The 23,379-nt window shown below is 61.5% G+C and carries 19 protein-coding genes and 1 tRNA gene; 13 read left to right on the top strand and 7 right to left on the bottom strand.

All coding sequences use genetic code 11. The annotated features are described in order from the left end of the window. Positions 1–89: 89 nt before the first annotated feature. The 3 genes from MTX21_RS36360 to MTX21_RS36370 form a co-directional block, all read right to left on the bottom strand. Positions 90–533: a hypothetical protein gene (locus tag MTX21_RS36360; protein ID WP_280969247.1), complete on the bottom strand. Its 444-nt coding sequence runs from the start codon at positions 531–533 to the stop codon at positions 90–92. After that, positions 523–1,491, bottom strand: a complete 969-nt coding sequence (locus MTX21_RS36365; protein ID WP_280969248.1) for a helix-turn-helix domain-containing protein — start codon at positions 1,489–1,491, stop codon at positions 523–525. Before MTX21_RS36365 ends, MTX21_RS36360 begins: the two co-directional genes overlap by 11 nt. A gap of 75 nt (positions 1,492–1,566) precedes the next feature. After that, positions 1,567–2,892, bottom strand: coding sequence for a hypothetical protein (locus MTX21_RS36370; protein WP_280969249.1), 1,326 nt, complete (start codon positions 2,890–2,892; stop codon positions 1,567–1,569). A gap of 289 nt (positions 2,893–3,181) precedes the next feature. Between MTX21_RS36370 and MTX21_RS36375 the strand changes: the two genes are divergently transcribed. From MTX21_RS36375 to MTX21_RS36400, 6 genes are all read left to right on the top strand, one after another. After that, positions 3,182–4,264 carry a hypothetical protein gene (locus tag MTX21_RS36375; RefSeq protein WP_280969250.1) on the top strand — a complete coding sequence of 361 codons (1,083 nt, stop codon included), beginning with the start codon at positions 3,182–3,184 and terminating at the stop codon, positions 4,262–4,264. A gap of 5 nt (positions 4,265–4,269) precedes the next feature. After that, positions 4,270–4,944, top strand: coding sequence for a M57 family metalloprotease (locus tag MTX21_RS36380; protein WP_280969251.1), 675 nt, complete (start codon positions 4,270–4,272; stop codon positions 4,942–4,944). A 53-nt stretch (positions 4,945–4,997) separates the two neighbouring features. Then, positions 4,998–6,119 carry a serine protease gene (locus MTX21_RS36385; protein WP_280969252.1) on the top strand — a complete coding sequence of 374 codons (1,122 nt, stop codon included), beginning with the start codon at positions 4,998–5,000 and terminating at the stop codon, positions 6,117–6,119. Positions 6,120–6,129: 10 nt separating this feature from the next. Continuing rightward, on the top strand, positions 6,130–7,548 hold the full coding sequence (locus MTX21_RS36390; RefSeq protein WP_280969253.1) for an alpha/beta hydrolase: 1,419 nt from the start codon (positions 6,130–6,132) through the stop codon (positions 7,546–7,548). A gap of 379 nt (positions 7,549–7,927) precedes the next feature. Further along, a complete protein-coding gene (locus MTX21_RS36395; RefSeq protein ID WP_280969254.1) occupies positions 7,928–9,220 on the top strand; it encodes a DUF2235 domain-containing protein in 1,293 nt (430 codons plus the stop codon). 93 nt (positions 9,221–9,313) lie between these two features. Next, positions 9,314–12,121, top strand: coding sequence for a TrlF family AAA-like ATPase (locus MTX21_RS36400; protein ID WP_348637470.1), 2,808 nt, complete (start codon positions 9,314–9,316; stop codon positions 12,119–12,121). Positions 12,122–12,649: 528 nt separating this feature from the next. Here MTX21_RS36400 and MTX21_RS36405 read toward each other — a convergent pair. From MTX21_RS36405 to MTX21_RS36415, 3 genes are all read right to left on the bottom strand, one after another. Further along, positions 12,650–12,724 (bottom strand) — tRNA-Val (locus MTX21_RS36405). 165 nt (positions 12,725–12,889) lie between these two features. Next, on the bottom strand, positions 12,890–14,182 hold the full coding sequence (locus tag MTX21_RS36410) for a hypothetical protein (protein WP_280969256.1): 1,293 nt from the start codon (positions 14,180–14,182) through the stop codon (positions 12,890–12,892). Positions 14,183–14,303: 121 nt separating this feature from the next. After that, positions 14,304–14,909 carry a DUF1134 domain-containing protein gene (locus tag MTX21_RS36415; protein WP_280969257.1) on the bottom strand — a complete coding sequence of 202 codons (606 nt, stop codon included), beginning with the start codon at positions 14,907–14,909 and terminating at the stop codon, positions 14,304–14,306. A 139-nt stretch (positions 14,910–15,048) separates the two neighbouring features. Between MTX21_RS36415 and MTX21_RS36420 the strand changes: the two genes are divergently transcribed. Continuing rightward, the gene (locus tag MTX21_RS36420) at positions 15,049–15,534 is read left to right on the top strand and encodes a YHS domain-containing (seleno)protein (RefSeq protein ID WP_280969258.1); all 486 of its coding nucleotides are present in this window, start codon (positions 15,049–15,051) and stop codon (positions 15,532–15,534) included. Here the strand turns inward: MTX21_RS36420 and MTX21_RS36425 are convergent. Then, the gene (locus MTX21_RS36425; protein ID WP_280969259.1) at positions 15,528–16,358 is read right to left on the bottom strand and encodes a 3'(2'),5'-bisphosphate nucleotidase CysQ; all 831 of its coding nucleotides are present in this window, start codon (positions 16,356–16,358) and stop codon (positions 15,528–15,530) included. The genes MTX21_RS36420 and MTX21_RS36425 overlap by 7 nt on opposite strands. Positions 16,359–16,544: 186 nt before the next feature. On the opposite strand from MTX21_RS36425, the gene MTX21_RS36430 reads away from it, so the two are divergent. From MTX21_RS36430 to MTX21_RS36455, 6 genes are all read left to right on the top strand, one after another. After that, complete coding sequence (locus MTX21_RS36430) at positions 16,545–17,198, top strand: histidine phosphotransferase family protein (protein WP_063700973.1); 654 nt, start codon at positions 16,545–16,547, stop codon at positions 17,196–17,198. A gap of 193 nt (positions 17,199–17,391) precedes the next feature. Further along, positions 17,392–20,196, top strand: a complete 2,805-nt coding sequence (locus MTX21_RS36435) for a hybrid sensor histidine kinase/response regulator (protein WP_280967728.1) — start codon at positions 17,392–17,394, stop codon at positions 20,194–20,196. 21 nt (positions 20,197–20,217) lie between these two features. Beyond that, a complete protein-coding gene (locus tag MTX21_RS36440) occupies positions 20,218–20,688 on the top strand; it encodes a chemotaxis protein CheW (protein ID WP_280969260.1) in 471 nt (156 codons plus the stop codon). A gap of 69 nt (positions 20,689–20,757) precedes the next feature. Next, positions 20,758–21,123 (top strand): response regulator, encoded by a 366-nt coding sequence (locus MTX21_RS36445; protein WP_007600538.1) that lies wholly within the window; start codon positions 20,758–20,760, stop codon positions 21,121–21,123. Positions 21,124–21,198: 75 nt separating this feature from the next. Then, positions 21,199–22,377: a chemotaxis response regulator protein-glutamate methylesterase gene (locus tag MTX21_RS36450; RefSeq protein WP_280969263.1), complete on the top strand. Its 1,179-nt coding sequence runs from the start codon at positions 21,199–21,201 to the stop codon at positions 22,375–22,377. After that, positions 22,374–23,246, top strand: coding sequence for a protein-glutamate O-methyltransferase CheR (locus MTX21_RS36455; protein WP_280969264.1), 873 nt, complete (start codon positions 22,374–22,376; stop codon positions 23,244–23,246). The genes MTX21_RS36450 and MTX21_RS36455 overlap by 4 nt, the downstream gene beginning before the upstream one ends. The last annotated feature ends 133 nt before the right edge of the window (positions 23,247–23,379 follow it).

Raw genomic sequence — 23,379 nt, forward strand, 5'->3', positions numbered from 1 at the left:
GGGGATGGTTGCGCTGAAAAAGAAAGACTCTCGTCCATTTTTCTCGCCGCAATCGAGGACCCTTGCAAAACGGCAGGCCGTTCGAGGCCTCAGCCAATCCCTTCCAAATCTGCCAGGCATTTTTGCATGTTGTCCTTGGCTTCGTTCAGAAGCCTTCTTGTTTCTCCCAACCGCTTGAAATCGGGCTTCACCGGTCCAGCACTCACCGCACTAAGGTGACGGCAAATGGTCGTGAGATCGTTCGATATGTCCTCAAGAACGAAAGCTACGTTTTCGAGCGGCACCAGCTCTGAAAAGAAGGTCTTCGATAGGGCGTCGTCTTGGCCGCTCGGGCCCTCGAACTTCACCTCCACCAGCGGGACCAGGACGTCGCGATCGTCTCGAGCAGCTTTGCCCACACTCATGATCAGCGAGCTGAAGGTTGTTGAGATATATGTCAGTCGATCGACGAGGGCGCTTCCATACAGCACGACAGAGTCGGGATCGCTTTGCGCCTCATCCGGCTTCAAAGCATTGAGATCCTCATTCGGCATGTTCATCCTCATCGTACAGATGCAGTGCCCCTACAGGGAATGAGGCGGGTTTGGGACTGCTTGCCGCCTCGATGGTGTAGGAGCCGTGGGCTTCGGCCTTTTTTGTCTGGACGGCGGTTACGGAAAAGCCCTGGTATGAATTCTTTGTCCTCACCTTCATGTATCCGGGCGCTGCAGGTGCTGGTCCATGAAAATGAAGCAGATAGTCTTCCATGGCGCGACGGACGCCAATAGCGCCCGCATTGAGCAGCCCAGCCGTATTCGGCGCGTGCGCAGAGCTCTGTATCGCCAGGTCAAAGGAGCGAAGAACCGCATCCACATCCGCCGATAGGTGATGAGGGTGAGCGGCTCCTGCCGACGGATATTTATCTCGCAGCAGTGCAGGCAATTGGCTGCGCTTCTTGCCTTCACGCTTTTCGCGGTTTTCCAGCTCAAACAAGCCGTCGCGCGTTAAAGCGAAATGAGCGAATTTTCCCTGTGTCGTTCGTTCCACAAATCGCGCATTCGTCATCAATCGGAGAATACGGCTCAGATTGGCATCTCTCAGTTCTAATTTCTTGGCGATCGCTGCCTTCTCCATCTGACGCGACGGTGCGTCGCGGAGCAGCCGAAGGATTGCGACCACGTGCTGACGATGCATGACCTCGCTCGGACGCACGAGCTTGGAGGTATTGATCGACATTTGCAGCAGATCGTAGAATGCTCGGAAGCGCTCCGCGTAGGCAGCATTCCTCGGCCCGAGCGTTGCGCTCGTCCGTCGCAGGATGTCGAACCATTCTCGTAGCTCCGGATCGCGCCGGCGGCTCTCGAGGGCGTTCCAAATCCACGCGCCGAGCGTGGCGTAGAGCCGCTCCAGACTTCTTTCGGATCCCTCTTTGAGCAATTCCGAAACGAGGCGCCTGGCCTCGCTCGCCGTTGCTTCGCCCGTCTCTACCTTTTCCAATGCTACGTCAGACATGGGCTAGACCTACATCACAACCGTTAAGAACGTTTTACAACGCTTTACTCTGATTTTAGTCCCGGAATCTAGGTGTCAAGGGCCCCATTTGTAGGCAGTCCAAACGGTTTTTTGACCGAGTTCTCGAGCTGAAACCGAGTTCGGCTCCTTCAACAGAGGTAAGATTGTACCTAGTCTCTGATCATTGAAGGCTGTGTGAGTGGGATGTTGCACCACAAAGCTTCGCGTGCCGAACCGCGCCTCGACCTGGGCTGCTGTGGTCTGGTGGCCTTGCATGGTGCGGTCGTTCCCCATCGAGGGCACCAGCATCACGTCGACATCGAGCTCGTTGAACGGCGTCTCGCATACGTCGCAGAAATCAAGGCAAATGGCGACGCCGATCAAGGCGCCTTCGGTGGCAAGGACACATATGCGATCGCCCGCAGTGATGTTTTCCGCGCCCCAATCATCGTCAGCGTAAGGGGCGATCTTGTCGTAGATCAGGCGCTCCTCTCCATATCCGTCGTAGATCCGAGCGCGGTTTACGGTCCCATGGTCACCTGCCTCGTGCCAGGTCCCTGGAATCAGGATTTCGGGCGCTTCGAGCTCATCAGCGACGTCACGCTCGCGGATAAGTTTGATGATCCTCTCCCGCAAATCCGGGGGAACGGTCAGCTCAGGCCAGACGACCGCGATGCAATTTTCTCGCAGCGCCTGGCCGATCTGCACCGCAATCGCCTCTCCTGCAGAAGGCGCCTCCAGGCTGGCGACTATGAAACGCTTATCGTCGTCTAGCGAAATGAACTCGGGATTGAGCTTCAGCTCCTTGAACAGGCAAGCTCCCATCTTCCACTTGCTCGCATCCTTCGCTGCACTATGCAACGTCCGGGTATCGACCACGTGGATGGGGTAGCCCTGTATCAGTGTAGGCAATATCCGGTGAAAGAGCGTGCCTCGCTTTGAATAGGCTTGCCCCCGTCGGGCAGGGCGCAATGCGCTGACGCCCTGCCGCGGAATGAACCAGCATCCGAGCTGCTCGAGGTGCCACTCACTTGGCGCGATCGGCCAGTGAGAGCGTCGCTCGGCAAGCACCCGGTCGATTTCCCGTATGAGGCCGCCCATCGCCAACGCCGCCAATTCGGGCGCTTCATCGGATAGCGACCACGAGAGATGGCCGTCTCCTATCGCGTCGGTGAAGGTTTCCCGCACCTTCTCGATCCGCCTTTCGGTCAGATTTCGGTAGGCCTTGTGGACGCTGCCGGGAGCACTGCGAAACAGCGCGTCAAGATCAACCAGAGCTTTCCTGAGCTCGTCCCGACTGGCATTCGTAATCGCCTCGTGCCCGTGAGCAAGCTCTTGGGCTGCCTCTTTCCAGGCAGCAAAGTCCGCTCTCTCGGTTCGGTTGTCGACGGGCCCGGGCAAAATCTTCGTCCAAATCACGCAAGCAAATATGTTTCTTCGATAGGCGCGCGCTGGCTTGTTTGCAATCGGCTCGACGCGTTGCTCACACTTCTTGGTCTCGATCTTGTCTGGTGATTCAGCCCTGCTTTCAACGACGCGCCCGCGGCGCGCGGAAAATCTGCGCCAACAGCACCAGGGACAACGAAAAGCTGCAGTGTGGTCACGATGCTATTGACGAACCGATGCGACTGTTTTTCAATTTGGGCGGGAGATCCGCGCGCGGTCAGTGACGTGGACGGGGGACGATCAGATGTGGAAATTAAGCCGCGCCGCGGCTTGCGTTGGCATTTGCCTTGCCATGGGCGGCTGCACGAGCCTGTACTACATTCATGATCCGCAGACGGGCGTGATCACGGCCGGTGAGCTGCCGTATTTCCTCAAGTCGATCAGGTGTGAGGTCGTGACCTTCTACCAAATCGAGCGCGAGAGGCGGAAGGAATACCTGAAAATCTACAAAACCCGGCCGGAAGAAGCGTTCGACAAGTACGCTCATTTTGACATCGACCCGTTCCTGTATGGCACCTTCTTCCTGGAGTTGAAGGTGACCGATACGGGCGGACTCGGATCCGGCACAGCATTCGACTACAAGCGGATTCTGAACGCGACGGGCAATGACGTCACTCATGCAGGCCCCACCGCTTCGGCCCAGGACACTTATGACCTGATCTGGTCATTCCTCATGAAGCAGAATGCCCAGCTTGCGTCCGATACAACTCCCGCTGCAGCCGGTTCGGCAACGTATGAACGTGGCTGCTATCGTGGAACGCCCACTGATCTGGCCGAGCTCGAGGCTCTCGCCGAGAACAAATTTCCGGAGCGCGTCGCCTACAAGCGCATCATTGTCGATGCTTCGAAGCCATTTGCAACGTGGTTGCGGGACAACGCTGTTCTCATCTCCGCCAACAATCTGACGCCCGCCATGCCTTCGGAGAGCGCGGAGCCAGCGCAGATGACGTACACTTTCTCGGTTCAGGTGACCGGCGGCGTCGAGGCAAAGTACTCCCTCACTTCGGTGCGTTGGACCCCCGCTGCAATCCAGGCTTCTGCCTCCGCGCAGCAGTTCAGCAATCTCGGGATTTACATCAATGGTCCGAATGCGGTCCTTGCCAATGGAGCCAAGTCCGGCTCGGCTGGCTATGCGGCAAAAACGCCGCCGCTCGGGTCAAAGGAGAACCCCATTTATACAGCGCCCTCGCCAGGCGGAGAGAAATCGCAGGAATTCCCGGGAGGAGTGGGACCTGGCGGTCGCCGTAGCGGGGGCGGACCTCGGACCAATGGTTTCATTGTGGCGCCGGTGCCGGTCTTCCCGCCGAGCCCAACTCCGACGCAGTAGGAAGCATGTTTCGCCTCTGGTTGCCCAGACTCGTACTGCTGCTCGCGCTCTCTCTGTCTTGGGGCGCGAATGCTCAGCCTGCGCTTCCTTCCGGCGTGTCCGAAATGGAGTTATACGGCACGGTCATCCGCGGCTCGAAGTGGGACATCAAGGAAATTCCAGTCTGCTGGGAAAATCTCAAAGCGCAGGACAGCAAATATGCCGACCTCGTCCGGAAAGCCGTTGCTGAGACTTGGGAGACGGCGGCGCAAGGGGGCGTCCGGTTTTCGAAGATGTGGCCCGCCTGTACCGACGGCGCGCCTGGCGTTCATGTGCGCATAGCCGACGAGGGTGCCCACACGGACGTGGTCGGAAAATACCTGGACGGCAAGCCCTCGGGCATGACCCTCAATTTCAGTTTCAATCATTGGAGCAAAGGCTGTCGAGACAAACGCGAATTTTGCATTCGCGCAGTCGCGGTCCATGAATTCGGACACGCGCTCGGCTTCACGCATGAGCAGAATCGTGATGATGCTCCGGAGCAATGTCGCAACGAAAAAGCGTCAGGCTCAGTCGGCGATTACAAAGTCACCAAATACGATCCCAATTCAATAATGAACTATTGTAATTCAGCATGGAACGGAAACGGACAATTAAGCCCACTCGATATCGCCGCTGTCAGGACGTTCTATCCGTCCTGACATTTGGCGTCCTTACATTGATGTGCGCGCCGGCGCGAGCGGATCGTGCGGCGGTGCAGATTGCCGCGCGGTACAACGTCAGGACGGTTCACGTCCAGTTCGTTGGCGTGATGTTCAACGGCAAGCAGGAAGTTGGTGGCGGCTCCGGGCTACTGATCGGCGATAGCCTCGTGCTGACCAACAGCCATGTCATCGGGCGCGAGGAGAACTACAAAACCTTCGAGGTTGATGCCCGGCTGGGATCGCGCAATGCGAACCCGATCAAGGTCACTGCCGTGCATCGCGACGATACCCGAGACCTCGCACTCCTCGAACTGGCGCAACCCGCGGGAAGCAGCGGGGGAGCCTCGCGGTGTCCGATGCCGGTGATCGACGACAATCGGCAGGCCCCGATGGGCACCCAGCTGTATCTGCTCGGCTATCCTCTCGATCTGGATCTCAGCATATCGAGTGGCCTGATCAGCAATCAAACCAACCCCAATGGCCGGTGGCAGACCGATACGGTGATGAATGTCGGCAACAGCGGCGGCCCGGCTTTCAACGAGTTCGGCGCACTGCTTGGGATCGCGGTCGGCGGTATCGTCAAGTGGAATGAGGCACAGGTTTCGGGTGTCAACTTCATCATCCCCGCGACCGTGATTACCGCAAGCCCACTCTACAACATGATCGCCGCCATTCCCCAGCCGTACGTTTGCTGGACGAAATGGGTCGACACAACGATCTCGTTTGAGAACTGGAGCAAGCTGAACTCCACGCATGTGCAGACCCAGGCCAACGCCGGCGTGAAGATCCCCGAGATTCTAGCTGGCGCAATCCACACTCTCGTGCCCGAAGACCGCCGCCTCATCGTGAACGTGCCGGTATCGCAGCTCGTCGAGCCGAAGCAGATCGATCGCTCGTATACGGTGGACAAGACCAAGGACGATCACCCGGTCGTGTTTGCCGAGCACTCGGCGGACTATACCGAGACCTTCCCTGCTGAGCCCGGCTACCGCATCACAGGATGCAAATGGCATGTCGAGACGGCAAATGGCGCAAGCAATATCGCTTGCGCGATCAACGACGGCGGAGCGCAGGCACGCTTCACCTATAAGCTCACCAGCGGGCCCGCTGTGGACAGGTACCGCGGATGGCTGGGGGCTACGGTCAATGTGTCTCAGGTCCTCGCGAAGTAGGTTACGATAGATGGTCATGCTTGCATCGCAAAATTGGGCCTCGAACCGTCTGCAACGGATCGGAGAGGCTTGCCGACGTCTCCGGACGGTGCTCATTGTTTTGTTCTGCGCGCTCGCGACCGGTTGCGCCCATCAGGGGCCGGCCTCACAGCCGCTCAAGCCGCATGTCCAGAAGGCTCCCAAGAAACATGGGAATGCACTGACAAGATACGGCTACCGCTATGGGCCAGGGTACTACCACCATGTCCGGCGCTACCATGTAGACCGGCCTTGGCGACCGACGACCGGTGAGGCGAGCGAGGAGGCGCCTCCCAACAAGAGCACCACCGGAGCCGAGGTGGTGGCCAACAAGTCTGCAATTAAGGGCTTGGTGCCGGTCTACTTTGCTACCAATCGCGTTGTGACGGGCGGACCAGGTCTGGAATTGAGCCAGATCTCCTATGGCCGGGCCGCTTCCAACACCTTTGGCTATGTGACGGTCAGCATTCCCATCGTTCACAAGATGGGCGAAGTGGAAATCCCCGGGACCAGTTGGTGGGGAACGAAAGAGGCGGAGCAGGACGGAAAACACTTTCGAATTCAGAAGCTGAATCGGCTCTCACGCGAGGAGTTTGCGGCCGCTATTGCAAATCCGGCAGACAGCCTGATGCTCTTTGTGCACGGCTATAACGTTGCGTTCAACGACGCGGCTTTCAAGGCAGCCCAAATCGCCTTTGACGCGAACTACAAGGGACGCGTCATGATGTATTCCTGGCCGTCCAAGGGCGGATGGAAGGACTACGACTACGACCGCGAGAGTGCTCTGTTCGCGCCGGATGGCCTGTTCGACCTTCTCCAGCTGATCAAAAAGGAGGGCAAGGTCTCCAGAATCATCGTCATTGCACATAGCCTCGGCAGCGAAGTCGTCCTTGGCGCTTTGCAGCAAGCTGCCTTGAGCCAGACGACGCTTGGAATTACCGAGCTGATTTTTGCTGCCCCGGACGTGGACCGTGATGTTTATCTGCAACGTGCAAATCAGATTAAAGCAGCAGCGGGGGCGGTAACTCTCTATGCGTCCTCGACGGATCTAGCCCTGCTAGCTTCCATGAAGAAAGCGCAATCCAAATCGCGAATGGGATTCGTGACTCAGAGTGGGCCAACCCTGGTGCCTGGCATCGAAACGATTGATGTTTCTGCGGTAGGGAGTGAAATGTTTGCTCTAAACCACAGTACATACTCAACGAGCCGCGCGGTTCTCGATGACATCGGCAGGATCATCTCTTCTTCGGCGCATCTTAAACCGCTGCAGCGGACCCCACTCTACGCTCGATGCCCGACGAGACCGATACGACCTACTGGATGTATCCCTATTAAGACGTGGCTTGCAGGCGCGTTTGCGGCGGCCGAAAAAAAGACAGCAGGTGTGAGGGCGTCCAGCACGAAAGATTGAGCGCGCCGAGCAGAGAGTGTTTGATTGCTGCAAACGACAGTCACGACATCTGCCTGGAGTTGTGCTCCTCTCATAATCTGCACAAACTACGATGGGCACCTGTCTCGGGCCGCTTCGCCGCGAATCATGCCGTCATCGCGCCGAAAGACTGCGTTGATTGCTCTAACGGTACGTACAGCACACCAGATTCCTAATAGGAACGAAGCGTTGTTGATTCACTGCGGCCTCCGATTGTAATCGAACAATCTGTGAGGCTCGGCAGCCATCAGAAACGGTTTGGGGCTACGACGGCTGCTGCATTGCTTGCGTTGTCGCATCCAATAGGCCCGTGCGGGCTAAGTCGGTTGCCATAAACATTGGGCTGTTTGGGAGGGGGCAAATGAAGCGTTTCGCGAAAATTGTAGAGAGGGTTGTCGGCTATTCGATCCTTATCGGTATGATCGTTGCTGTCAGCGCGATCGTCGGCCAGCCACAGACCAGTGGCGGAAACCAGGAGGCGTTCTCCGGCCCCTCCAACCAGAGAAAGAGGCTCGCGATCTTCCTCGACGGCACCTGGAACGCGGTGAACAGCAACACCAACGTGTGGCGCATGAGAGCTTTGTGCGCTCCCAAAGATGCTGCCGGAATGCCGCAACTGATCTATTATGAGGTTGGAGTGAATGGCTTTCTTGGCGGCGTCTTTGGTAAGGGTCTCGATGAGAACATCCGGCTTGCCTACGAGTGGCTCGTCGAGAACTACAATGACGGGGATGAAATATTCATCTTTGGGTTCAGTCGCGGAGCTTACACTGCGCGAAGCCTCGCAGGCCTGACCGCAAAGCTCGGAATTTTGAAGCCGGGCTCGCCCATCGGCATCACTCAATTATATGACCGTTATAAGCGCGGGAACGAGGAGACGATCTGGCGGCTAGCCGAGCTGCAGAGCTCGGGGGACCTTCAGAATATTACGACCGAAGAGCGCTGGTTGCTAAAGTACTCGCGACGGGCTGACGTGAAGATGGTCGGAGTCTGGGACACCGTCGGGTCGCTCGGCCTCAAGGCGTTCAGCATCGAGGGGATTAGCAGGTCGACCTTCGATTTCCTCGAAACAGGGCTTCGGATCCACATCCTCAACGGATATCATGCGCTCGCCATCGATGAACATCGCGGCGACTTCGCGCCCACGCTCTGGGACGTCCGCCATCCGAAGGATCCCAAGGCCGTCATCGCGGCGCCAAGGCCCATCTCCGGCGTCGAGCAACGCTGGTTCGTCGGCGCGCACGCCAACGTTGGAGGCGGATACGCGACCGACCTATTGCCTCAGGCGCCGTTGCGCTGGATCATGAAGAAGGCCGAGTCACAAGGACTCGCATTCCGAAGCGAGGTGGATCTGGACGGTGACGGACTGTCGGCGCCGCTTGCGGATTCCTACAAAGAGTTTGCCTACGGTCTGTACTCGAGGATCACCAAGCCATTCTATCGGACGATCGGCCAGGAGCCGGACGTCCGAGACGACGGCGCCCACGTGAATGTGAACGAGACGATCGACAAGTCGGTATTCGATCGCTGGCGGGCAGATGCGTCGTACCGTCCCAAGAATCTCGTCGAGTGGGCCGATCGGAAGCATGTGAATCCGGCAAGCTTGACCAACTCTGTTCGCGCAGACGACCCGGCCGTCGGCGCTCCGGATTGAGAGCATCGACGTTATTTAGGTGTGATCGCCGCATCTGAACTAAAACTAATCGGGTTTCGTTCAAAAAAAATACTAGCTGGAAGGATTGCAGGGATGTTTCCGAGGGGCTCTGAATGGCGCGAGTGGGATCTGCATATGCATTCGCCAGCCTCATTTCATTGGGATGGCGAGCGCTTCGGTACGGACAAGGTGCGAAACGATCGTCTCGTCGACGAGATGATCGAGGCCCTAAATGACGCTGCTCCAGTGGCGTTCGGGCTCATGGACTACTGGACGTTCGATGGCTGGTTCGCGCTAAAGGCGCGACACAGCGAACAGGGGGCGCCGGCACTTCTGAAAACGGTCTTTCCGGGTATCGAACTGCGCTTGGCAGCGCCGATGCAGGGCCGACTTAATGCCCACGTCCTCTTCTCCGATGAAATCAGCGATCAGCACCTCAGAGATTTTCTCTCGCGGCTCAAGCTTGAACTCATCAATCAACCGCTATCTCGTGATGCGCTGATAGAGTACGCCCGATATGTGGGCGCGGACAAACTGGCCAAACATGGAATTGACAAGAGCAGGGTTGTTTCAGAAGACGAGGAGGCGTTCGCCGCAGGATGCAGGATCGCGGAGTTGAAGGTCGACTCATACAAGGAGGCGATACGCGAGGTTCCCAGTGGTCGGGCAGTTGGCTTCATGCCGTTCTCCACCTACGACGGACTTGATTCAATAAATTGGACGGATCATTACGCGTATGCGCTGGGGCTGTTCGAATCTTCTCCCATTTTTGAAACGAGAAGCACGGATTATTGGGCCGCCTTTTGTGGCGTTGAAACAGAGGGAAACAGAAAATGGCTCGATAATTTCCAGGCGGCATTGAGGGGCGTTCCTCGACTCGCGGTTTCCGGCAGCGATGCCCACGGCTTCCGAGGAAACGGGACCAACGATAAGCGCGGATACGGTCAGTTTCCGTCCGGCAAGCGTACGTGGATCAAGGCCGATCCCACCTGGAAGGGCCTGTTACAGGTGCTGAAAGAACCTGCCAAACGCTCATTCCTAGGCGAATTGCCGCCGAAGCTCGAGCGGATCAATGGCCACAAAACGTTCTACATAGACCGGATTAGCGTCTACAAGAACCCTGACAGCGCGCTTCCCGACACTTGGCTCGACGGAACCGAGATCCTTCTGAACCCAGACCTCATCGCGATCATTGGTAACAAAGGAAGCGGCAAGAGCGCCCTTGCGGACATCGTGGCGTTGCTAGGAAACTCGCATCAGAATGTCCACTTCTCTTTTCTCAAACGGGACCGATTTCGCGGGAAGGCGGGTGAACCGGCGCGCCAGTTCGTCGGCAGGCTGTGCTGGCTAGCTGGCGATCCATGCGTCATGTGCCTTGCTGATGATCCATCGCCCGAGCGGGTCGAACTTGTTCGGTACATACCTCAAGGACGATTCGAAGCCCTTTGCAATGATCACGTGTCCGGCAAGACGGACGAGTTCGAGAAAGAGCTGCGCGAGGTGATTTTTTCGCACGTTCCGAACAGCGTCCGTCTTGAGGCCCTCAGTTTCGATCAGCTCATTGACAAACAGGAGAATGTCTTCCGGGCTCAAACGAACGAGCTTCGCAAATCGTTGCGGGCGCTCAACGAGCAGATCGTTGAAACCGAGGATCAACTCCATCCCAACGTCCAGAAAAATATCGAGGAGCAGGTCAAGCTCAAGGCGAAGCAGATCGAGGAACACGCGACAGTTAGACCCGCGGAGGTCGAACAGCCGACGGCGGCTCTTACTGCCGATCAGCAAGCGGCAAGTGCCAGACTCGCGGAGATCGGCGCGGCGCTGGAGCAGCTCAAGACTGAGGCCAGGAAGGTTGCCGACGACAGGCGGCTGATCGGCAGGAAGCAGAGATCGCTCCGCAACATTGGCGAGCGTATTAGTCTGTTTGAGAAGCAATTCGCGACCTTCGTATCAGAGATCGCGGATGACCTCGCCGCGGTCGAGCTTACAGCGGAGAGGATGATTACCTTGACAGTCAACCGCCACGTCCTGATTCAGCTTGAGCAAACGATGCTCGCGAGCGACGCAGAGATGGCGGAAAGGGTCGAAAGTGCCGCTAAGACGGAAGCGGCTCTGGTCACAGAGCAGAAGCAACTCTCTCAGAAATTGAACGATCCGCAGCAAAAGTACCAAGCCTACACGGAAGCCTTGAAGGGTTGGCAAGTGGCCCTGGAGGCAATTGAAGGATCCGAAACGGAGCCGGAAAGCCTTAAGGGGTTGCAACGAGAGCTGCGGGGCGAAGACGAGAGCTTCGCCGCAATCCGTAGCAGATTTGAGAAATATGCCTTTGAAAATGCTGCCGATGCGGTCGGTTTTGCCGAAGACGTCACTTCCCTGCTGACCGAGAGCGCCGATAAGGCGGCGCCCAATGTCCCAGGGATCAGGGCACTAATGAGGAAGGAGAAGGCGCCGTCGGAGGTCTACAATTATGTATTCGGACTTCAGTATCTGGAACCGAAGTATACGCTGCTGTTTCAAGACACGCACATCGAACGGCTGTCGCCCGGGCAGCGCGGCGCTCTTCTATTGATCTTTTATCTGTTGGTCGACAAGGGACGAAATCCCATCGTCCTCGATCAGCCGGAAGAGAATCTGGACAACGAGACGGTTGTGAGCTTGCTCGTTCCGGTTCTCAACGAAGCAAAGAAATCACGACAGATCATCATGGTAACGCATAATCCGAATTTGGCGGTCGTGTGCGATGCCGAGCAGATTATACACGCAACATTCGACAGAAAGAATGGCGCCCGTATCTCGTATCAGTCAGGCTCTATCGAGGATGGAATAATCAACAGGGCTGTTGTTGATGTGCTGGAAGGCACGAAGATCGCCTTTGACAATAGAGGTCAGAAGTATCACTGAGTTCTAGCGCGGGGTCGCCGATTGCGACTGTTGATGACGCTGCCCAGCATAAATGCATACGGCCGTCGCGGCCCAAACCGCCTCCCTTCATCGACTAAACTCGGGCCCTGCCTCGGAGCGCAGCCGCTCCTTCCACTGCGGCTTTCAAGCGAGCTCTCTCCAGCCGTTTCCTGAACGCTGCATGGGGGCTCCGGGCTCGGCCAGCAGGTTGTCCAGTTCGGTGCGCACGGTAATGCTTGCGCGCGTTGTCGCCGTTGCTCGTAACCCGACAGCGCCATCGCATGCTCTTTGCGAAAACATGCTCGGCACGAGCCTGCCGTCTCCTCTTCGACGATCGGCTTCTCGAAAACGACTGGCCACCCAAGAGCTCTTCGCAGGGTGCAGTTTATCGCCGACCTCTCGATGAATCCCCGCACGGAGTTCTTGCGCGCGGTAGCAAAGCATCGATGTGCCCCTATTGTGCCCCCGCTTTTCTGGGGCACATTAGAGGGGAGGCGGGTTGCTAAGTCATTGAATTTTGGCTATAAATGGTGGGCGCACAAGGGATCGAACCTTGGACCTCTCCCGTGTGAAGGGAACGCTCTCCCGCTGAGCTATGCGCCCGGGACCATCATGCAGGCGGCCGGACCTTGCGGCCGGCCGGCACATTCTGTGGAGCCCGCGATTTAGAAGTGCGGGCCGAACGTGTCAAGTTTCCAGGTGGTCTCGCGCCCGAAAACCTTCCGTAGATCACGCAATTCGCAAACGAAACCGCGCTTTCGGCCCGCTTTACGCCCCTTGCTGGCGGGCGCGGGAGGCGTGGGCCTGGAGCGCGCGGATGCGCTCGGCCAGCGTTCCGCCGCCCTCCGGCAGGCTGGCCGCGCCGTTCGTCGCAGCGTCGTTGGCCGGACGCGGGGCGGGCTTCGGCGCCTGGCCTGCTTCGGCGGCGAGCAGCGCCTCGATCGGCGAGTTCGGGCCTTCGAGCTGCATCGCCAGCTTGGCGACTTCGGCCGCGATGTCGTTGATGCGCTCGCGCAGCAGCGCATTCTCCATGCGCTCGGTCGCCCATGAGCTCTCGGCCTGCTGCTGGATCCCGTTGATGTCGCGTTGCAGTTTTGCGCGCTCGTCGCGCGCGGTGCGGAGCTGCTCTTCCAGCGCGGCCTTTTCCGCGCGCAGCGCGTCGAATGCGGCCGACGACTTGCCGCCGCTGAGCGCGGCGATCTCGACGCGCAGCTCCTTGACGGTGCGCTCGGCGGCCTCATTGGCTTGGCGGAGCTGGTTGTTCTCATAGTCGCGCTCGGCGAGCAGCTTGCCTTGGGTTGCGAGCCGCCCCTCGAGATCGGCGACGCGGCCCGAGAGCATTTCGGCCTCCTTGACCTGCACGATGAGCTGGCGGTCGAGATCGGTGACGCGCTGGCTCAGATTCTCGACGCGGCCGCGCGCATCGCCGAGCTCGCGCGAGGCGGTCTCGGATTCCGTGCGCTCCTGGTTCAGGCGCGCCTGGGTCGCGGCGAACTCCTTCTCGGCATCGCCGACGCGATTCTTCAATTGCTCGATCTGCGCGCGCACCGCGACGAGCTCGACCTGGCGGCTCTCCGCCATCATCGAGCGGTCGGAGAGCTCCGAGTTGATCTTGGCGAGCTCGCCCTGCTTGTCGGTGAGCGCTTGCTCGGCGCCGCGCAGCGCCTCGGTCTTGGCGCTGAATTCCTCTTCGGTGGCGCGGAGCTGCTCCTTCATCGCCTTCTCGCGCGCCTCCAGCGCGAAGATCGTGGCGTTCTTCTCGCCGAGCTCGATCTTCATGCGGTTGATGGCATCGCTCTTCTTGCCGAGCTCGGCGAGCTGGCTCGTGGTCTTGTTCTTGAGCTGCTCGACGCTCATCTCGAGCCGCCGCGCCGACATGGCGAATTCGGCGCGGAGCTGATCCTTGTCGGCCTGGATCTCCGCCATCGACAGCGGCGTTGCGGCCTCGAGCCGGCGCGTGGTCAGGCGGACCGCCCGGTTGTGCACCAGCGGCACGAACGCGAGCCCGCACAGCATCGAGAGCAGGAAACCGATCGCCAGATACATGATCGGTTCGACCATGGGGCAGGACTCCGCAAATCAAGGAAAAATTTACCAACGACAATGCCATGGGGGGCCGGCAAAAAGCCAGCCCCGCCCTGTCGTTAACGTTGATCTGTAGGGGACGGGGAGGAGGGGACCCTCAGAACGGGTTCCAGGTCGCGCGCGGGGTGTATTTGAGATAGCCGATATTGGCTCCGAGCCGCAGGCCGAGGCCGGAGCGGATCGGCACCAGCACGATGTTGTTGGCTGTGAGCGCCGTCATACCGAAGCCACCGATGATGTAGGCCGAGCCGTCGATGCCGCCGAAGCGCTGGTAAATCGCGTTGGTGGCGGGCAGGTTATAGACCAGCGTCATGGTGCGGGCGCCGTCGCCGCCCCAGTCGAAGCCGAGCGAGGGGCCCTGCCAGTAGACGCGCAGATCACCCGCGTTCTTGGTGTAGAGCGTGCCTTCGCCGTAGCGCAGGCCGGCGACGAAGGCGCCGGAGCCTTCCTCGCCCAGGATATAGCCGTTCGGCAGGCCCCACTGGCTGACAGCCTTCTCGATGATCGAGGCAAGCCCGCGCGAGACGTTGCCGAAGAAGCGGTGGCCGGCGCCCACCAGCTCGTCCGGCCCATAGGTGTTGGGCGAGGGGGTCCGCTGCGGCGGCGGCAGGTTCGGCGGCGGCCCCTGTTGGGCGGCGGCCGGCACGATCCAACCGACCAGCGCGGCAAGCGCGACTGCGGCAAGGCGTGATGCGAAAGTCATAAAAAACCCCTGGTACCGAATCCGGTCACTTCCCTTAACCTGACGCCAACAGGCATGGCCCTAGGTTGCGCCGAATGTCCCCTCGACTCGGATGTTATCCGCAGCAACTATGACGGCACAACGGCAGGAAGCTAGCCCTTTGCGCCCCGGAATTGCCTTTATCGGCCTCGTCGTCTGCCTGCTGGCGGGCATATGGATCGACTGCTCCGGGTTGCCGGCACAGGCCGCCACCACCGAACGGATCGTCGTCAACCGCTTCAGCGGGGTGGCGATCGACGGCTTCGACCCCGTGGCCTATTTCGTCGATGGCCAACCGGTCCAAGGCACAGCAGAGTTCGAAGCGAACATCTGGGGCGTGGTCTGGCGCTTCCGCAACGAGGGCAACCGGGCCTCCTTCCTGGCTCATCCCGAAATCTACGGACCGCAGTTCGGCGGCTATGATCCAGCCGATATCGCCCGGGGCGTGACCGTCGCCGGCAATCCGCGCTTCTTCGTGATCGCGGCGCAGCGGCTTTATTTGTTCAGCCGCGAGGACAATCGCGATGCCTTCGCGGTCGATCCGGAGCGCTTTCTCTACGAGGTGAGCAAGCGCTGGCCGGCGCTCCAGGACCAGCTCAGTCAGTAGGGCCGTACCGCCTGCGGATCACCCCAGGCGATGAACTCCGGGATGATGAAGCCAGTGTCGCGACGCTCGCCGAATCGGAGCTCGCCGCCCTTGCCGTCTGTGACCCTGCCGCCGGCCGCAGTCACGACTGCGCAGCCGGCTCCGACGTCCCATTCCGATGTGGGCCCGAAGCGCGGATAGATGTCGGCGGTGCCTTCCGCGATCCGGCCGAACTTCACGGCCGAGCCGACCGTCCGTCTCACGGCATTGGGCCGGGCATCAATGAATGCCTCGCTCTTCTTGTCCCCATGCGAGCGGCTCACCGCCGCGACCCAGGGCTCGCCCTGGTTCGGCAGCTTGCGGGTATGGATCGGCTCGGCGGCGCCGATGACCGCGCCGTCAAATGTCACGCGCTCGGCGCCACGCCCGACGATGCCGCGCCAGAGCAGCCCGAGCGCAGGCGCGCTGACGATGCCGAGCACCGGCACGCCGCGCGTGACGAGCGCGAGGTTGACGGTGAACTCGTCACGGCCGGCGACGAACTCCTTGGTTCCGTCGAGCGGATCGATCAGGAAGAAGCTGTCACGGAAGGGCGGAGAGGCGAGCTGCGTCCGCTCTTCCGAGAGCGTCGGCACCTCGCCGGCGAGTTGGGCGAGGCCATCCGCGATGATCCGGTCGGCGGCGAGATCTGCCTCGGTCACCGGCGAGCCGTCCTGCTTGCCGTCGATGCGCATGGCTGCGCGGTTGACCGCGAGGATGGCTTCGCCCGCCTTCACCACCAGCGCCGTGAGCGGCTCCATCAGGCCGGTCGCAGCCTCGGCGTCGATGATGCGCTTCACCTGCATGCCTCATTCATCGGCAAGTTTCGCCCTCTCGTCGGTTGATTCGGCCGCTGCATTACGGCCGCTTCGAACCTATCGCAAGCTAGCTGCGACGGGCTTGCGAATGTTAGAACCCGTCCCATCCGTCAAGCATGCGTGATTCGCCGCGTCCGCGCCGTGCAATTCCAGGAACCCTCCAGGACCCCTTTAATGTCTGGCACCTCGTCACCCGGTACCGCTACTGCTCCCGATATGCTCGAACTCGCGGCACTGCTGTGCTCGCGTGTCTGCCACGATCTCATCAGCCCTGTCGGCGCCATCGTCAACGGGCTCGAGGTGCTCGACGATGATCCCAAGCCCGAGGACCGCGACTTCGCGCTCGAACTGATCCGCAAGAGCGCCAAGACGGCGTCCGCCCGCCTGCAGTTCTGCCGCCTCGCCTTCGGTGCCGCCGGCTCGTCGGGCGCACAGATCGATCTGGGCGACGCGCAGACCATGGCGCGCGGCCACATCGAGGACGGCAAGTGCACGATCACCTGGAATCTGCCGCGGCTGCTGTTGCCGAAGAATCGCGTCAAGCTGCTGCTCAATATGCTCGTGATCGCGCAGCACACCATCCCGCGGGGCGGCACGCTGACGGTCGATCCGATCGGTGAGGGCGAGACCATGAGCTTTCGCGTCACGTCGACCGGTCACAATGCGCGACTGCCGCAGAACATCGCCGAGCTTCTCAGCGGCGAGCGTGGCCCGGCCGCGGATGCGCACGCGATCCAGCCCTATTATACGCGGCTGCTGGCGCAGGCCTGCGGTCTGACCGTGACGCTCGCGCCGGAAGGCGAAGCCATCATCGTTACAGCTTCGTAAGCGCGGCGTCGTCCGCAGGCGGTTAATCGAATCTTTACGAGGCGCTTCGGTTTGTCCGGAGCGCCTTATCTATTTGTTGGTTCCGTTCCTTTGCACTTACTCAACCAATATTAAACGGTTTGCGGTGAAGCTGGCCCCATTCTGAAGGCGCATACGCGTCGTGCGTGCCCTCCCTGTATGAAGGCCTGTTTTCATGGATGATCTGTTGCGGGAGTTTTTGACGGAGACCAGCGAGAGCCTGGACACCGTCGACAATCAATTGGTGAAGTTCGAGCAGGAGCCGAACAACGCCAAGATCCTGGATAACATCTTCCGCCTGGTCCACACCATCAAGGGGACGTGCGGATTTTTGGGACTGCCGCGGCTGGAAGCGCTGGCGCATGCCGGCGAGACCCTGATGGGCAAGTTCCGCGACGGCATGCCGGTGACGGGCCAAGCGGTGACGGTGATCCTGTCCTCGATCGACCGCATCAAGGAGATTTTGGCCGGGCTCGAGGCCACCGAGGCCGAGCCCGAGGGCAATGACCGCGACCTGATCGAGAAGCTGGAGGCGATGGTCGCGCAGGGCATGGCGGCGATGGCGGCGGGGAGTGCGCCCGTCACTGAGGCGCCGCCGCTGGCGCCGGACGCCCCGGCCGCCGCCGCGCCGGCGATGACCACCGGCGCGCTGGTCGCGCAGACGCTGGAGCGTCCGCTGCGCCCGGGCGAGGTGTCGCTGGACGAGCTCGAGCGCGCCTTCCGCGAGACCGCGATCGAAGTGCCGATGCCGGTCGCCAAGGCCGACGTCAAGGCCGACGTCAAGGCCGACGTTAAGGCCGACGTTAAGGCCGAGCCGGCGCCGGCCAACGCGACCGCCAAGGAGGTTGCCAAACCCGCCGCCAAGGCCGCGCCCAAGAGGTCGATGGCCGACGAGACCGCCGCCGAGGGCGACCGCGTCGCCAACCAGTCGATCCGCGTCAACGTGGACACGCTGGAGCATTTGATGACCATGGTCTCCGAGCTGGTGCTGACCCGCAACCAGCTCCTGGAGATCTCCCGCCGCAACGAGGACACCGAGTTCAAGGTGCCGTTGCAGCGGCTGTCCAACGTCACCGCCGAGCTGCAGGAGGGCGTCATGAAGACGCGGATGCAGCCGATCGGCAATGCCTGGCAGAAGCTGCCGCGCATCGTGCGCGATCTGTCGAGCGAGCTCGGCAAGCAGATCGAGCTCGAGATGCACGGCGCCGACACCGAGCTCGACCGCCAGGTGCTCGACCTGATCAAGGATCCGCTCACCCACATGGTGCGCAACTCCGCCGATCATGGCCTGGAGACCCCGGCCGAGCGCCTCGCGGCCGGCAAGGGCGAGCAGGGCACCATCCGCCTGTCGGCCTATCACGAGGGCGGCCACATCATCATCTGCATCGCCGACAACGGCAGAGGCCTCAACACCGAGAAGATCAAGGCCAAGGCGCTCGCTAGCGGTCTCGTCACCGAGGCCGAGCTCGAGAAGATGAGCGAAGCCCAGATCCACAAGTTCATCTTCGCGCCGGGCTTCTCCACCGCGGCCGCCATCACCTCGGTGTCGGGGCGCGGCGTCGGCATGGACGTGGTGCGCACCAATATCGACCAGATCGGCGGCACCATCGACATCAAGTCGGTCGCCGGCGAGGGCTCCTCGGTCACCATCAAGATCCCGCTGACCCTGGCGATCGTCTCGGCGCTGATCGTCGAGGCCGCCGGCGACCGCTTCGCCATCCCGCAACTGTCCGTGGTCGAGCTGGTGCGGGCCCGCGCCAACTCCGAGCACCGCATCGAGCGCATCAAGGACACCGCGGTCTTGCGCCTGCGCAACAAGCTGCTGCCGCTGATCCACCTCAAGAAGCTCCTGAAGATCGACGACGGCGCCGCTAGCGATCCCGAGAACGGCTTCATCGTGGTGACCCAGGTCGGCAGCCAGACCTTCGGCATCGTCGTCGACGGCGTGTTCCACACCGAGGAGATCGTGGTCAAGCCGATGTCGACCAAGCTGCGCCACATCGACATGTTCTCCGGCAACACCATTCTGGGCGATGGCGCCGTCATCATGATCATCGACCCCAACGGCATCGCCAAGGCGCTCGGCGCCGCCGGCGCCTCGGCCCACGACATGGCCGATGACGCCGCCGCCCATCACATCGGCACTGGCGAGCAGACCACCTCGCTGCTGGTGTTCCGCGCCGGCACCAGCCAGCCCAAGGCGGTGCCGCTCGGCCTCGTCACCCGCCTCGAGGAGCTGCCCGCCGACAAGATCGAGTTCAGTAACGGCCGCTACATGGTGCAGTACCGCGAGCAGCTCATGCCGCTGGTCGCGATGGAGGGCGTCAGCATCGCTTCGCAGGGCGCGCAGCCGATCCTGGTGTTCGCCGACGACGGCCGCTCGATGGGCCTCGTCGTCGACGAGATCATCGACATCGTCGAGGAACGGCTCAACATCGAGGTCGGCGGCACCGGCAGCGGCATTTTGGGCTCGGCCGTGATCAAGGGCCAGGCCACCGAGGTGATCGATGTCGGCCACTTCCTGCCGATGGCGTTCGCCGACTGGTTCACCCGCAAGGAGATGAAGCCGTCGATGGCCTCGCAGTCGGTGCTCTTGGTCGACGACTCAGCGTTCTTCCGCAACATGCTGGCCCCGGTGCTGAAAGCCGCCGGCTACCGGGTCCGCACCGCGGCCGGCGCGCAGGAGGCCCTCGCGACGCTGCGCGCGGGCCAGAGCTTCGACGTGGTGCTGACCGACATCGAGATGCCCGACATGAACGGGTTCGAGTTCGCCGAGGCGCTGCGCACCGACCACAATCTCGCCGCGATGCCGATCATCGGCCTGTCGGCGCTGGTCTCGCCGGCGGCGATCGAGCGCGGCCGCCAGGCCGGCTTCCACGACTATGTCGCCAAGTTCGACCGCCCCGGCCTGATCGCGGCGCTGAAGGAACAGACCGCCACCGCCGCCGGCGCCGCCGAGCTGAGCCGGGCGGCGGCGTAAAGCGGCAAGGAGATAGGCAAGATGAGCAGCAAGACCCAGTCCAGCGAAGGCGCCATGGTCGAGTACGTCACCGCGATGATCGGCGGCCAGCTCTTCGGCCTGCCGATCTCCCGCGTCCAGGACGTGTTCATGCCCGAACGCGTCACCCGCGTGCCGCTGGCCTCGCGCGAGATCGCCGGCGTGCTCAATCTGCGCGGCCGCATCGTCACCGTGATCGACATGCGCGCCCGGCTCGGGCTGCCCAAGGCCGACGACGGCAAGGTGCCGATGGCGGTCGGCGTCGACCTGCGCGGCGAATCCTATGGCCTCCTGATCGACCAGATCGGCGAGGTGCTGCGCCTGCTCGAGGACAGCAAAGAGGACAACCCCGTCAACCTCGACCCCCGCATGGCCAAGCTCGCCGGCGGCGTCCATCGCCTCGACGGACAGCTCATGGTCGTCCTCGACGTCGATCGCGTTCTCGAGCTGGCGCCGGACATGATGGCGGCCTGATACGGCGGCGAGCCGCCGACGGACTTGCAATTGGAAGTGCCCCCCAAGGGGATAGAAGTAGAGGTTCACATGCGAACGTGTCTCGTCGTTGATGATTCCAGCGTCATCCGCAAGGTTGCGCGCCGGATCCTGGAGGGCCTCGACTTCCAGATTCTCGAAGCCGAGGACGGTGAGAAGGCGCTCGAGGCCTGCAAGCGCGGGCTGCCGGACGCGGTGCTGCTCGACTGGAACATGCCGGTGATGGACGGCTACGAGTTCCTCGGCCATCTCAGGCGCATGCCCGGCGGCGACCAGCCCAAGGTGGTGTTCTGCACCACCGAGAACGATGTCGCGCACATCGCGCGCGCGCTGCACGCCGGTGCCAATGAGTACATCATGAAGCCGTTCGACAAGGACATCGTGACGGCGAAGTTCCAGGAAGTCGGCCTGATCTGAATGATCGACCGGAGGCTGAGCGGATCCTTCGGCGTTTGTTGTTAACTGAACCGTTTCAGTCTGAGTTGGTGAGTAATGAGTGTTGCGTTCGCCGGTAATTCGACCACGAGCCCATCGCGAGAAGCGGGGCCGCTGCGGGTGATGATCGTCGACGACTCCGTCGTCATTCGCGGTCTGATCTCGCGCTGGATCGGTGCCGAGCACGACATGGAAGTCGCGGCCTCATTGCGTACCGGACTTGAGGCAGTCAACCAGATCGAACGCATCAAACCCGACGTCGCCGTGCTCGACATCGAAATGCCGGAGCTCGACGGCCTCTCGGCGCTGCCGAAGTTGCTCGCCAAGAAGCGCGACCTCGTCATCATCATGGCCTCGACGCTGACCCGCCGCAACGCGGAGATCAGCTTCAAGGCGCTGTCCCTGGGTGCGGCCGACTACATTCCGAAGCCGGAATCGACGCGCGAAGCCTCGGCCGCCGATACTTTCCACCACGACCTGATCCAGAAGATCCGCCATCTCGGCGCGCGGCTCCGCAGGAAGCCCGCGGTTGCGAGCCCGCCGCTGGCACCCGCGGCCCATGCCCCGCTGGTGCCAGCGCGGCCTGCCGCGCCGGCGCCTGTCGTGCATGCCCCATCAGCCCCGCTGGCGACACGCCCGTTCTCGGCCCAGGCGCCGAAGGTGCTCATGATCGGCTCTTCGACCGGCGGCCCGCAGGCACTGATGACACTGGTGACCGAGCTCGGTCCGGTGATCGACCGCTTCCCGGTGCTGATCACCCAGCACATGCCGCCGACCTTCACCACCATTCTCGCCGAGCACCTGGCGCGCACGAGCCGCCGGCCCGCGCATGAAGCGGTCGACGGCGAGCCGGTGAAAGCGGGGCGGATCTATCTCGCGCCCGGCGGCAAGCACATGCGCGTCGTGCGCAACGGCACGGATGTCGCGATCGCGCTCGACGACGGCCCCGCCGTCAATTTCTGCAAGCCTGCGGTCGATCCGCTCTTCACCTCGGCGATCGAGATCTGGCACGGCAGCATCCTCGCCGTGATCCTGACCGGCATGGGCTCGGACGGCATGCGCGGCGGCAAAGACATCGTCGCCGCCGGCGGCAGCGTGATCGCGCAGGACGAAGCCTCGAGCGTGGTGTGGGGCATGCCGGGCGCAGCCGCCAATGCCGGCATCTGCGCGGCGATCCTGCCGCTCAACCAGATCGGTGCGAAGGTCAATCGCCTGTTTGCGGGAGACCGCTCGTGACTCCCACCGACTATGAGTACCTGCGCAAGTTCCTGAAAGAGCGATCCGGCCTCGATCTCTCCGCCGACAAGCAATATCTGGTCGAGAGCCGGCTGCTGCCGCTCGCCCGCAGGGCGAGCCTGTCCGGCATTCCCGACCTCGTGCTGAAGATCAGGGGCGGCGACGGCCGGCTTGCCACCGATGTGGTCGAGGCCATGACCACCAACGAGACTTTTTTCTTTCGCGACAAGGTGCCGTTCGATCATCTGCGCGACACCATTCTGCCCAGCCTGATCCAGGCGCGCGCGGCGTGCAAATCGCTGCGCATCTGGTCGGCGGCGTCGTCGACTGGGCAGGAGCCCTATTCGATCGCGATGTGCCTGAAGGAGATGGGCGCGGCGTTCGCCGGCTGGCGTATCGAGATCGTCGCCACCGATCTGTCGCAGGAGGTGCTGGAGAAATCCAAGGCCGGCGTCTATAGCCAGTTCGAGGTGCAGCGCGGCCTGCCGATCCAGCTTCTGGTGAAGTATTTCACGCAGTCCGGCGATATCTGGCAGCTCAATGCCGACGTCCGTTCCATGGTCCAGTTCCGTCAGCTCAATCTGCTGCAGGACTTTTCCCATCTCGGCGCGTTCGACGTGATCTTCTGCCGCAACGTGCTGATCTATTTCGATCAGGACACCAAGGCGGTGATCTTCGAGCGCATGGCCAGGAGCCTTGAGGCCGACGGCACGCTGCTGCTCGGTGCCGCCGAATCGGTCGTCGGCATCACCGATGCCTTCCGTTCCGTTACCGAGCGCCGCGGCCTCTACCAGCTCAACCCGGCGCGCTCCGGTCGCCCGATGGGTGGATTGATGCCGCAGCCGCTGAAGATCGCCGCAGCGAGGTGATTGTGCACCTCGCCCCGCTTGCGGGGAGAGGTCGAATTCGAGCGCAGCTCGAATTCAGGTGAGGGGGACTCTCCGCGAGTCCATGTGTCACCACTTTTTGTGGAAGGAGCCTCTCACCCCAACCCTCTCCCCG

This window comes from Bradyrhizobium sp. ISRA430 (assembly GCF_029909975.1).
GTDB lineage: Bacteria > Pseudomonadota > Alphaproteobacteria > Rhizobiales > Xanthobacteraceae > Bradyrhizobium.

Excerpts from the sequence above, each read along its gene's own strand:
- MTX21_RS36360 (WP_280969247.1), bottom strand. The coding sequence starts at position 533 with ATGCCGAATGAGGATCTCAATGCTTTGAAGCCGGATGAGGCGCAAAGC.
- MTX21_RS36365 (WP_280969248.1), bottom strand. The coding sequence starts at position 1,491 with ATGTCTGACGTAGCATTGGAAAAGGTAGAGACGGGCGAAGCAACGGCG.
- MTX21_RS36375 (WP_280969250.1), top strand. The coding sequence starts at position 3,182 with ATGTGGAAATTAAGCCGCGCCGCGGCTTGCGTTGGCATTTGCCTTGCC.
- MTX21_RS36380 (WP_280969251.1), top strand. The coding sequence starts at position 4,270 with ATGTTTCGCCTCTGGTTGCCCAGACTCGTACTGCTGCTCGCGCTCTCT.
- MTX21_RS36390 (WP_280969253.1), top strand. The coding sequence starts at position 6,130 with ATGGTCATGCTTGCATCGCAAAATTGGGCCTCGAACCGTCTGCAACGG.
- MTX21_RS36395 (WP_280969254.1), top strand. The coding sequence starts at position 7,928 with ATGAAGCGTTTCGCGAAAATTGTAGAGAGGGTTGTCGGCTATTCGATC.
- MTX21_RS36400 (WP_348637470.1), top strand. The coding sequence starts at position 9,314 with ATGTTTCCGAGGGGCTCTGAATGGCGCGAGTGGGATCTGCATATGCAT.
- MTX21_RS36410 (WP_280969256.1), bottom strand. The coding sequence starts at position 14,182 with ATGGTCGAACCGATCATGTATCTGGCGATCGGTTTCCTGCTCTCGATG.
- MTX21_RS36415 (WP_280969257.1), bottom strand. The coding sequence starts at position 14,909 with ATGACTTTCGCATCACGCCTTGCCGCAGTCGCGCTTGCCGCGCTGGTC.
- MTX21_RS36425 (WP_280969259.1), bottom strand. The coding sequence starts at position 16,358 with ATGCAGGTGAAGCGCATCATCGACGCCGAGGCTGCGACCGGCCTGATG.
- MTX21_RS36430 (WP_063700973.1), top strand. The coding sequence starts at position 16,545 with ATGTCTGGCACCTCGTCACCCGGTACCGCTACTGCTCCCGATATGCTC.
- MTX21_RS36435 (WP_280967728.1), top strand. The coding sequence starts at position 17,392 with ATGGATGATCTGTTGCGGGAGTTTTTGACGGAGACCAGCGAGAGCCTG.
- MTX21_RS36440 (WP_280969260.1), top strand. The coding sequence starts at position 20,218 with ATGAGCAGCAAGACCCAGTCCAGCGAAGGCGCCATGGTCGAGTACGTC.
- MTX21_RS36445 (WP_007600538.1), top strand. The coding sequence starts at position 20,758 with ATGCGAACGTGTCTCGTCGTTGATGATTCCAGCGTCATCCGCAAGGTT.
- MTX21_RS36450 (WP_280969263.1), top strand. The coding sequence starts at position 21,199 with ATGAGTGTTGCGTTCGCCGGTAATTCGACCACGAGCCCATCGCGAGAA.